This is a genomic window from Nocardia sp. NPDC060220 (assembly GCF_042727815.1).
In the GTDB taxonomy this organism is placed as follows: domain Bacteria; phylum Actinomycetota; class Actinomycetes; order Mycobacteriales; family Mycobacteriaceae; genus Nocardia.
This window is the reverse complement of record NZ_JBHWZY010000148.1, coordinates 1-10,723: the sequence shown is the minus strand read 5'-3', so window position 1 is coordinate 10,723 and position 10,723 is coordinate 1. Positions and strand designations below refer to the sequence as shown.

12 protein-coding genes are annotated in these 10,723 nt (G+C 62.9%); all 12 read right to left on the bottom strand.

Going from position 1 to position 10,723, the window contains the following annotated elements; all coding sequences use genetic code 11:
• On the bottom strand, nt 1-303 hold a 303-nt coding region (locus tag ACFWF3_RS10405; RefSeq protein ID WP_379313396.1), incomplete at its 3' end, for an SDR family NAD(P)-dependent oxidoreductase.
• 154 nt (nt 304-457) lie between these two features.
• Nucleotides 458-922 (bottom strand): hypothetical protein, encoded by a 465-nt coding sequence (locus ACFWF3_RS10400; protein WP_379313393.1) that lies wholly within the window; start codon nt 920-922, stop codon nt 458-460.
• A 47-nt stretch (nt 923-969) separates the two neighbouring features.
• Nucleotides 970-1,494 (bottom strand): hypothetical protein, encoded by a 525-nt coding sequence (locus ACFWF3_RS10395; protein ID WP_379313392.1) that lies wholly within the window; start codon nt 1,492-1,494, stop codon nt 970-972.
• A 1-nt stretch (nt 1,495) separates the two neighbouring features.
• Entirely contained in the window at nt 1,496-2,707 is a 1,212-nt protein-coding gene (locus tag ACFWF3_RS10390; protein ID WP_379313390.1) for an MCE family protein, read from the bottom strand.
• Entirely contained in the window at nt 2,707-3,843 is a 1,137-nt protein-coding gene (locus tag ACFWF3_RS10385) for an MCE family protein (protein ID WP_379313389.1), read from the bottom strand. The genes ACFWF3_RS10390 and ACFWF3_RS10385 overlap by 1 nt, the downstream gene beginning before the upstream one ends.
• Nucleotides 3,840-5,114 carry an MCE family protein gene (locus tag ACFWF3_RS10380; protein ID WP_379313388.1) on the bottom strand — a complete coding sequence of 425 codons (1,275 nt, stop codon included), beginning with the start codon at nt 5,112-5,114 and terminating at the stop codon, nt 3,840-3,842. Before ACFWF3_RS10380 ends, ACFWF3_RS10385 begins: the two co-directional genes overlap by 4 nt.
• Nucleotides 5,111-6,133: an MCE family protein gene (locus ACFWF3_RS10375; RefSeq protein WP_379313387.1), complete on the bottom strand. Its 1,023-nt coding sequence runs from the start codon at nt 6,131-6,133 to the stop codon at nt 5,111-5,113. The genes ACFWF3_RS10380 and ACFWF3_RS10375 overlap by 4 nt, the downstream gene beginning before the upstream one ends.
• A complete protein-coding gene (locus tag ACFWF3_RS10370) occupies nt 6,130-7,143 on the bottom strand; it encodes an MCE family protein (RefSeq protein ID WP_379313386.1) in 1,014 nt (337 codons plus the stop codon). Before ACFWF3_RS10370 ends, ACFWF3_RS10375 begins: the two co-directional genes overlap by 4 nt.
• Entirely contained in the window at nt 7,140-8,324 is a 1,185-nt protein-coding gene (locus ACFWF3_RS10365) for an MCE family protein (protein WP_379313385.1), read from the bottom strand. Before ACFWF3_RS10365 ends, ACFWF3_RS10370 begins: the two co-directional genes overlap by 4 nt.
• On the bottom strand, nt 8,321-9,139 hold the full coding sequence (locus tag ACFWF3_RS10360) for an MlaE family ABC transporter permease (protein ID WP_379313384.1): 819 nt from the start codon (nt 9,137-9,139) through the stop codon (nt 8,321-8,323). The genes ACFWF3_RS10365 and ACFWF3_RS10360 overlap by 4 nt, the downstream gene beginning before the upstream one ends.
• Before the next feature lie 45 nt (nt 9,140-9,184).
• On the bottom strand, nt 9,185-9,952 hold the full coding sequence (locus ACFWF3_RS10355) for an MlaE family ABC transporter permease (RefSeq protein ID WP_379313394.1): 768 nt from the start codon (nt 9,950-9,952) through the stop codon (nt 9,185-9,187).
• Between the two features lie 155 nt (nt 9,953-10,107).
• Nucleotides 10,108-10,723 (bottom strand): serine hydrolase domain-containing protein (locus ACFWF3_RS10350; protein ID WP_379313383.1); only part of this gene is annotated, 616 nt, incomplete at its 5' end.

Sequence of the window (10,723 nt, the reverse complement as noted above, 5' to 3'; positions counted from 1 at the left end):
CATCTTGTACAGCAGGTTGTCCCGGAGGACACCGGCGTTGTTCACCAAGATGGTCGGCTGGCCCAGTTCGCCGGCAACCTTCTCGACAGCCGATTGGACGCCGGCTTCATCGGAAACGTCGACGCCGACAGCGATTGCCGTGCCTCCGGCTCGCTCGATCGTTTCGACGATGGGTTTGCAGGCTGCCTCATCGAGATCGACGATGGCAACCGCGTGGCCGTCGCCGGCCAGCCTGACGGCTACTGCCGCCCCGATGCCGCGCGCGGCGCCTGTGACAATGGCGGTGCGAGTTGTAGTCAACAGTTCACTCCTGTTCGGATTAGGGGAAAAGGAAGGTCGGAAGAGGTCGAATGCCAAGGATCAGCCAGGTAGATGACCTCGAATCAGCAGGTAAGCGAGTGCTGTCACGAGCTGTTGAATCGGATCTACCAAGTCGATATTCATCGTCTACTCCCATTTAGGCCGGGTCGAATTTCGAGACCAGCCACGCGTTGCCGTGGCGTTCCACTTCCATGCGGACCGTCGTACTCGTAGTGATCGGCTCTGTGGAGTCGGCTGTTGTCGTGGACTGGTTCAGGAAGACCATGACGTCGGCGCGGTCTTCGGTGAACTCGGTGATCGCCTTCCCCACCACAGTCGCCGAGGTGTCGATCCTTTTCTCCTTCGCCGCGGGGATAACGACGTCGCGTGTGAAGGTGCCGTAGTACCCGGCGAACGCTCCGGTCAGCAGGTCGTTGGCGTGTTCGAGGTCGGAGTCGACGGTGTCCGATCCGTAGCTGAGAATCGCCACCGCGGCATGGGTGGCTGCGTCGACGGCGGACTGCTGCTGCGTCGATCCCGTAACCACGTCACGCGGAGTAACCACGAATGCCAGATAGGCCCAGCCGGATACCGCGACGAGGGCAGCGCTCGCACACAGCACGAGTACAGCTCGCGATCGTGTTCGAAGATGTTTCAGCACAGGTATTTTCATGCCACGAACTCCACTTTCGACATCTTGTAGCGGTTGTGATCGTCGGTCATCGTCACGCGGAGACGCCAGCTTCTGGTCTCGTTCTCGGCGCCGGCGGCGTTGGTGACCGACGAGGTCGCGTACACCAGCACGGTCGCTGTTTCGTCGTCCCTGGATTCGATGCCCTGAGCGACTACGTCACCGGTAGTGACCACTTTCGCTTGCTGCACAACCGACACGAATGCTGCCGACCGTGCCTCGAAGTCCGTTTTGAATGCGCCGGTGGATTGGTCGAGGACCTTCTTGACATCGTCTGGCGCCGAGGCGTCACGGATCGAGATCATCGCGAGTATTCCCGACCTGGCGGCATCGAGAATCTCGGCGTTCTCGATACGCTCCCGCTCTATGGCGCGGTGGTCTCGCAGCGACGTTGCCGCGAGGCCGGTGAATACCGCCGCGACGATCGCGAATCCGATGGTCGCGGCAATCAGCCGGTCGGTGCGGCGCAAGGCATGCAGCAAGGCGGTCAAACGGTCAGCCATCTCATTTCTCTCCCGTCTCGAGTGGGGTGTTCTCGCCGAGCGGGACGTAGCCGGCGGGGTCTTTGCATTGCTCGACTGTCGGTGCACGCCGCCCTGGGGTTTCGGTGCAGGGCAGATTTCGGGCGCCGCGAGCGACTGTCGGATCATCTTGCGGCACAGCGCAGAACGCGGGTGTTTGCAGCGGAAGGGGTGCGGAGTCCACAGGTGAACGCCGTTGATCGGGCGGAAGGAAACCCGTGGTGCATGGTGGCGGCACGTTGAGGTTGAGGTTGAAGTCGAGGTTGCCCATCGACGGCTCCGAGCCGGCGGCCACACTCTGGATCGCTGCTGCGACCGCCGGGTAGATGACGAGGATCTGTTCGACACTGAGGTTGTAGATCCGCAGGACGTCGGCGATGGAATGGAGGTTGGCGAGGGCCCGGGGAAGCGGTGTCGCGATCTCGGTGAACAGGGCAGCGCCCGCCTCTCCCGCCGGGCCACCGTTGTCGATCAGGCTGCGCAACGAGCCATCTCGGTCGGCAACCGTTCGGGTGATGGAACCTAGGTAGCCAGACCATGCGCGAATAGACTCTGTGCTCGCTACTTGGGTGTCGAGCAGTGGTCCGGCTCCGTCGATCAGCGCCCGCGTCGGGCCGATGTTCGCCAATCCTTCATCGATGAATGCGCCTGTCCCATCGATGATCTGCTGCAGATCGTTGCCCTTGTTGCGGAACGCCGTACCGCTCTCGTCGATGAGAGCACGCAGATCATCACGCGGAACATCGGCCAACGCGAGATCCAGCGTGTCGATCAGTTCCGCTGTAGGGGTGGGCAACCGGCCGCCGACGATCGTGTCGCCGTCATGTAGATAGGGGCCGGAGTCGGTTTGCGGCAGCAGTTCGATGTACTGCTCGCCGATGGCCGATCGACTGTGCACTTCGGCGACGATGTCGGTCTTGGGGATGTCGACAGCACCGTCGAGGAACATCGTGACGACAACGGAACCGTCGTCGACACGGAGGTTGTCGACGACGCCGACCTGGATGCCGCGGTAGGTGACGTTCGATTTCTCGTAGAGTCCGCCGCCCGAAGGGAGCACGAGTTCTACTGTGTGGCGGCCGATTCCGAGTATGGCGGGGACGCGAAGGTACTTCATCCCGATCCAGGCGACGGCTACAACAGTGATCACAGCGAACGCGATCAACTGGTATCTGACGAGTCGCGAGAGCAGCATCAGTTACCGCCTTGTTCGGTGGGACGGGTTTGCCCCAGGTTCAGCGGCGTGATGAGCGGATTGCCCTGGATCGGCGGGAACGGCGGAAGCTGGCCGATGATGCCGCCGAGCGAGGCGAGCTGCCCCATCGCGGGTGTCCCGGTCAGCAATGCCCGGTCGAGCCGGGCGGTCGTCAAATCCAGATTCAAGAACAGATTCGCGAAGTCGCCTTGCACGGCGTTGCGATAGGAGTTCATCGGGAACGGCAGGGTCGCGAGCAGTGAGAGCGAGGACGTCAGGGACGGTCCGGAGTCTGCCAGCGCACGTAATGCCGGCTCCAGTGCCCGGAGGTCGGCATCGAGGTCCGCGCGGCTCGCGGTGATGAGCGCGTCGGCCGAACGGGCGAATCGTCCGATGGCATCGACTGCGCCGATCAGATCCTCACGCTGCGCGTCCAGCGTAGTCAACGCGGGATCCAGCGTCAGCAGTGCCTGATCGAGGGTTTCGCGATCGCTGGCGACGATGTTCGAGAAGCGGTCGAGTCCGTCGAGCGCCGCCACGATATCGGCGTGCTGCTGGTTGAGCCGACCGGTGAAATCGCGCAGATTGTCGAGCAGGCTGCGCACAGTGTCCTCGCGACCGGACAAGGCTTCGCCTACTTCGCGGTTGATCTCGGCGAGTTTGCCGACCCCGCCACCGGTGAGCAGGAACGACAGCGTCGACAGTGTTTGCTCGGTCGTGGGATATGCGTCGGCGTTATCGAGCGAGATGCGATCACCGTCATGCAACAGCGCTGCGACTGGACTCGATTTGGGTGGCAGCAGTTCCAGGTGAGCCGAGCCGAGCAAGCTCGTGGCACCGATCTTGGCTGTTGTGCCATTGGGTAATTCGATATCGGGCTCGAGAGAGACCGTCACGAGAGCGTGTGTGTCTTCGACCCTGATCGATCGCACGGTCCCCACCGTCACATCACTCACGCGTACTCGCGCGTTTTCGGTGAGGGTGGCAACGTCAGGCATCTCGATATCGATCGACCACGAACCATCCCCGGTGCCGACAGAGCCAGGTAGAGGAAACTGGTTGATCCCGGTCCACCCGCACCCTGCGAGAACCGAAGCCGAACAAAGGACGCACACCAGGCGGGCAACTGCGCTCATCGTGGTCCTCCTGGCAGCGGAAGCGTGGGCAGCATGAGACCGGGGAAACCAGGAAGCGACGGTGGCAGTGCGGGAACCTGGACAGGCGCGGGGGAGGGGCGCGGCGCATGCGGAGCCTGTTCGAGAGCCGGATCGCTGTATTCGATCTGGTCCGGAAGCGCGCCGACCGAGTTCCCGACAACGGCGCCGATCGGGGCATAGTTGAACGCGAGCGACTTCAGCAATGGTCCGAGGTAGTGGATGCACAGCTTCGTCGATTCCTCGGCGCCTTGCTCACCGGCGGCAGCGATGGCCGAGCAGATGAACTGGACCGGGTTGGCGAAGTTCGTCATCGCCAATGCTCCTGTCAGGGAGTTCTGAGCGGGTTGATAAATGTTCTCGAGGTTCGCGAGCACGGTCGGCGACGCGTGCAGGACCTGTTCGAGGTCGCGTCGCCGGTCCACCAGGACTTGCGTGGCGCCGCCCAGTTTGTCGACGGTGTCGCTGATTCCCGCTCTGTTCTCCTCCACGAAGGCCCGCAGGTCGGCGACCGCGAGGTCGAGGTCGGCGAGGGTATCTCCCAACGACGTCTCGCTTGTCGCGACGAGCTCTGATACTGACGCAAGCCGATCTCCGAATGCGACGATCTGCGCGTGACTCTGTGAGAGCGCGTCCACCAGCACTGACAGATTCCTTACGGCGGCGAAGAGATCGGTCCGTCCGTCGGACAATGTGGTGGTTGCCCGGGCGAGGTTCGCCAGGGTCGAATTGAACGTGGCGCCGTTTCCGCGCATGGTGCCCGCGGCGTCGGTGACGAATTCACCAAGACTTCCCGGCTCACCGGACTGTGGACCCAATCGCTTCGCGAGGCGGGTGAGCTGTTCTTTGATCTTGTCCCACTCGACCGGCACGGCTGTTCGTTCTTCGGGAATCGAACCGCCGTCGGGCAGCTCGGGTCCACCGGCGTAGGCCGGGGTGAGCTGCACGAATCGGGCGGTGACAAGTGTCGGCGATACGACGACGGCTTGCGCGTCAGCTGGCAGCTTCCACCGCTGGTCCAGGGTCAAATGCACTGCGACACGGGTACCTTCAGGCTCGATCCGGTCCACGACACCCACCGTCACGCCGAGTATGCGTATGTCATCACCCGGGTACAGTCCGACGGCCGCGGGAAAGTACGCGACGATCGCCTTGTCCGTGATCCGCGGAACGATCACATAACTCACAACCGCCAGCGCGACGAGAATGCCCGCGATGGCACTGCTCACCAACATCTTTCGCTTCTGTCTCATCGCGGCCCCTCCGGTTGCGGCACACGACCGTCGCCCAGAGCGGCATCGACGAACGGCTGAATGAATTGGCCGGGTAGCAGATTTCCGACATAGGCGCTGAAAAACGGTCCACTGCCGACAGATTCGCCGAGTGTCCCCATATATTTGACGAGACCGGGCAGTGCGGCGTCGATGGAACTCTTGTTCCGCTCGAGCAGGTCGAGCACGCTGTTCAACCGCGTGAGTGTCGGTGCGAGTTGTTCGCGGTTCTCGGCGATGAGGCTACTGATCTGCTGTGCGACCGCCGACAGAGAGTTCGACAGCTTCCCGATCGCAGTGCGCCGCGCATCGAGCTCGGCGAGGATGCGGTTGCCGTCGACGACAAGGGTGTTGATCTGTCGGCTGCGCTCCGCCAGCACGCCGGTCACTTTCGACCCGTCGGCGAACAACTGCCGCAGTGCCTGATCCCGAGAGCCCAGGCTTTCCGACAAACGCGCGACGCCGTCGAGTGCGGCCTCGAGTTCTGGCGAGGATTGCTCGAGCACACCCGATGTCGTGTGCAAGGCGTCCGATAGTTGCTCGGTGTCGATCCCGGCGACGTTGTCGGTGAGTTTACCGAGTTCGGTGGGCAGGTCGTAGGGTGACCGGGTTCGCTCGAGAGGGATCGCTGAGGCATAGTCGAATCGCCGATCGTCAGAGCTGGGGGTGAGCACAACGGCTTTGCTGCCGAGTGCAGTCCGAGTCCTTGCCTGTGCGCTGGGGGTGGCGCCGAGTGCGAGATCGGGGCGGACACCCATCGTCACTTCGACGTCGGTGCCGCGCAGCGTGATGTCGCGCACGGTGCCCACATTCACGCCGGAAAATTCGACGCGATCGCCTGTTTTCAGGCCGCCGGCATCGGCGAATATTGCCCGGATCTCGCTGTCGGAGTCGAGCACAGGTAGTCGGTCGTAGTTCGAGACAGTCGCGACAGTCGCCAGAATCAATATTCCGCCGACGACGCCTGTCCGCACTGCGTTTCGGTTCTCGTATCGCCTCATTGCGGTGTCACACACCTGCCTTGTTTCTGTTGCACGAGTTTCGTGACAATCGGTGCGCCGGCGGGACCGTCGATCTTCAACGTCACCGCGCAGAGGTAGAAATTGAAGAAGCTGCCATAGGCGCCGAGCCGAGTCAGCCGCTGGTAGGCCTCCGGCAAGGCGGTCAGTACGGCCTCGATCTGTGCGCTGCCGTCATCGAGAAGTGTTGCTGTGCGGTTTGCCTGGGCAATGTCATCTCGGATGGGCTGGCGGTCGGCAATGAGTAGATCGGCCAGTGTCGTGGAAGCCGACTCGACCTGCACGAGCGCATCCGCGATCGGGGTGCCCCGTTCGGCCAGGGCCGACACCAGTTGCTGCATATGGTCGATCACCCGGGACAGCGCGCCGCTGTCGTTCCCGACGGTGCCGAGTACCGCACCCAGGTTGGTGATAACGGATCCGATCAGCGCGTCACGATCGGCGAGGGTGCTGGTGAGAATCGCGATCTCCTGCAGAATGCCGGTGATCGTCCCGCCTTGTCCCTGCAGGACACGGATCAATTCACCGGTCAAGCGATCGATCTGTTCGGGTTCCAGCGAACGCGTCAGTGGTGCCAGCCCACCGAGCAGGGAATCGATATCGAGGGCAGGGTTTGTCTGTGCGAACGGAAAGGTGCCGCCCTCCTGCATCGGCTCGTCGAGGTGGTCGCCGTTGACGAGCTCGAGGTAGCGGTCTCCGAGCAGGTTCGAGTAGCGCACGGTCAGGCGCGCATCACTCGTGACCCGGATATCGCGAGCGATGTCGAACACGACGTCCACGTCCCTGCCGCGCAAGTCAACGGCACCCACTCGTCCTACGTCGACACCGGCTACCCGGACGACATCGCCCTCGGCGAGCCCGGACACGTCGGCGAACTCGGCGCGATAGTCGATCCTGCTGTCGAGACGAATTCGCCCGAGCACCAACACGAGAAGCCCGAGAACCATGACCATGACGAGCGTGAAGCTGCCGAATTTCACAGCGTTCTTCATCGTCTACCCCCTGGGATGCCGTAGAGCATGAAGTCCAGGACGTTGAGCTGCGCCGGCCGATCCGTGGGGAGGTACGGATTCACTCCGGTGTCGGTCGCGAGGTATTTCGCCGGTCCGTTCGCGATGTCGAGAACGGGCAGTTCGCCACACCGCGGACCGCCGCTGGCAGCGACCTTCGGTAGGTCCTGGGGGTAGCGGTACGGCATCTCGCCGGCTAGCAGCGTGGCACTGATGTTTACTCCCGGCACCGCGCCACCGACGAAGGACTCGATGTCGGCGCGTGCTTTGTCCAGCCCCTGGAAGAAGCAGGGCAGCCCTGGCGAGTACTCGTCGAGCAGTTCGGTAGTCGGTCGGATCGACCGCAACAGCGCTTCGGTGGCTTGTCCGTTCGCCTCGAGCAACTCGCCGCCGGCCCGTCCCACTCCGATGGCTGCCAGGAAGAATCTGTCGAGCCCAGCTACGTTGTCCACCACAGTGTCTCCCGTTGTCGACAACGACCGCAGAGTCTCGAGGATGTCCGGTGCCGCGTCCGCGTAGACGGTGGCTACGTCGGCCGTTGCCGCCAGATCGCGCTGCAGATTGTCCAAGCTCGGACGCAACTGGGTGAGATAGGCGTCGGCCTGATCGATGGTGTGACCGAATTGCTTGCCTCGGCCGCGCAGGGCGTCGGAGATCGCCGTGAGCGTCGCGTTGAGGTTTTCCGGCGCGACGGCCTTCAACACTGTGGTCAGCCGTTCGAACAGGGTGTTGATCTCAGGGGTGACATCTCGGTTGTCGATCGTTGCCCCACTCGTAATCGCTTGTGCTGCTGGAGATTGCGGTAAAACCAGTGCAACGTACTTTGCGCCGAAGACAGTCGTGCTTTCGATCGAAGCACCGACGTTGACCGGAATCGAATGTGCGTGCTCGGGGGAGAGATCGAGCTCGATCGATACGTATCCCGCTTCTTCTCTGATCTTGCCGACGCGGCCTACCTGTACATCGAGGAGCTTCACCCTGGCTCCCGTGTCGAGGTTCAACCCGGATCGTTGCGCAAGCAGCTCGACCTTCACGCTGTCGATGAACTCACCGCGGAATTGGGCTACGACGAGCGCGGCGATGACAATGACGCAGCCGGTGAAGAGGATTCCTGCCGTGGTGACGTGGGGGTCGCGCGGCCCCGTCCGCAGTCGCCTGATCATCCGGCGAAGTTGAACTTGCCGGAGGTGCCGTACACGGCCAGCGACACCGCCAGCGTCACGAACACCACTGCAGCGAGTGACGAACGAACCGCTCGGCCGACGGCCTCGCCCACGCCCGCGGGCCCACCGCTGGCGGTGTAGCCGAAATAGGTGTGAATGAGCATCACGACGAGTCCCATCAAAATCGCCTGCAAGAAGGACCACAGCAGGTCCGTGGGTACGAGGAACGTGTAGAAGTAGTGGTCGTATACCCCGCCCGATTGGCCGTATACGACGACCGTCGCCGTTCGGCTCGCCAGGAACGAGGCGATGAGCGCCACTCCGTACACCGGGACGATCGCCACCATGCCGGCGAGAATCCGCGAGGACGCCAGGTACGGAACCGATCGCACGCCGATCACCTCCAGCGCGTCGATCTCCTCCGAAATGCGCATAGCGCCGATCTGTGCCGTCGCGCCGGCACCGATGGTCGCCGCTAGGCCGACACCGGCGATCACCGGTGCCGCGACGCGCACATTCACATACGCCGCGATGAAGCCGGTCAAGGCCTCGACGCCGATGTCGCCTAGCGTTGTATAGCCCTGCAGCGCAACGACAGCCCCGGCTGACATCGTCAAGAATCCGACGATGACGATGGTGCCGCCGATCACCGCCAAGGCGCCGGAACCGAGTGCGACTTCGGCGACCAACCGTAGTGTTTCCCGGCGATAGTGGACCAGCGCGAGGGGGATTTCGACTATCGCTTTCCGATAGAAGACCGCTTGCCTGCCGATCTCGTCGACTGCCCGTTTCAGCCACTTCGCGCGGAGAAACACGAAGCGAGCCGGTCGCGACGTGAACCTAGGTACTGCCAACGTCATTCAGCTACCCGCCGTCATCTTGATACCGATCGCCGTGAGGGCGATATTTACGAAGAACAAGGCCATGAATGCGTAGACAACCGTCTCGTTCACGGCCTGGCCGACGCCCTTTGGGCCACCCCTCACGGTGAGACCGCGTGAGCACGCGACGAGCGCGGCGATGAGTCCGAACATCCCGGCTTTGATTTCGGAGATCACAAGCTCCGGTAGTCCGGTCAACAGCGGTATGCCATCGACGAACGCTCCGGGTGTGACGTTCTGGAAGTACACCGAGAAGAAGAAGCTTCCCGCGATCCCGATCGCGCACACGAGCGCATTCAGCAGCAGCGCAACCACAGTCGAGGCGAGCACACGCGGCGCAACGAGCCGCACAATCGGGTCGATGCCGAGCACCTCGAGCGCGTCGATTTCCTCGCGAATCGTCCGCGACCCGAGGTCGGCACAGATTGCGGTCGCACCTGCCCCGGCTACGACCAGCACGGTGACGACGGGTCCCACCTGGGTCACCGCCCCTAGCGTGGCACCGGCACCTGCGATATCCGATGACCCGAATTCCGCGGCAAGGATATTGAAGGTGAAACTGATCAATGCGGTGAAGGGAAGCGCGACGAACAGCGTCGGCAACAACGACACTCGCACGATGAACCAGCACTGTTCGAGGAATTCCCTGCCTTGAAAGGGCCATGTCACCATGCCACGGAAAGTGTCGAGCGACAGATAGAAGAACTCGCCGAGGGAGCGTAACGGTCCCTGGACCAGATCTCGCATTGTTCTCTCCCACTGTCGAATCGAATCAAAGTTGCGGAGTCGTCTACGAAACAACGAGCAACTCGCGGAACCGCTGGGCGTCAGCCGGTTCGGTTGCCGTGCCAAGCCATGGCAAGGCGCGCCCGGATTTGAACCGGGCGTTGTATGCGCGCCGATCAGGCGTCGATTACTTGATAGACCGCGCGCAGGTACGCCTCGCTCCGCGGCGAACCGAGGAGACCGAGACCCATCTTGTTCATCATGTAGGTGATGGTCATTCGGCGGTCCAAGTCCATGACGACCATGGATCCGCCCCACCCACCCCAGAAGCAGATTCGCCCGTCAGGAATCGCGGGAACGGTTTGAGGTTCGGGGAGGCCGTAGCCGATGCCGAAGCGCAGCGGGACGCCGAGCACGCGGTCTCTGCCGTCGCTTTGTTCCTCGAAGATCAGCTCAATCGTGGCCGGAGACAACAACTTGACACCGTCAACGCTCCCACCGCACGGGATCACGGACATGATGCGAGCGAGCGAGCGAGCATTGCCGTGGCCGTTGTAGGCGCCGAGATCTGCGCGCCGCCAGGACGCGGTGTTCGCCGCGGCAGCATCGAGTGGCGGGGACCCGAGTGCCTTGCGCATGAGGTTGCCCTCGGGAAGCGCGGTGAGGTCGAACGGAAGTGGTGGCGGCGGAACCACATCGGCGATGCGCGGCCAATCCAGTTCGTGTGCACCGATCTGGAAGTCGGCGTCCAGCGGCCCGGCGATTTCGTCGGCGACGAACTGTGCCAGGGAC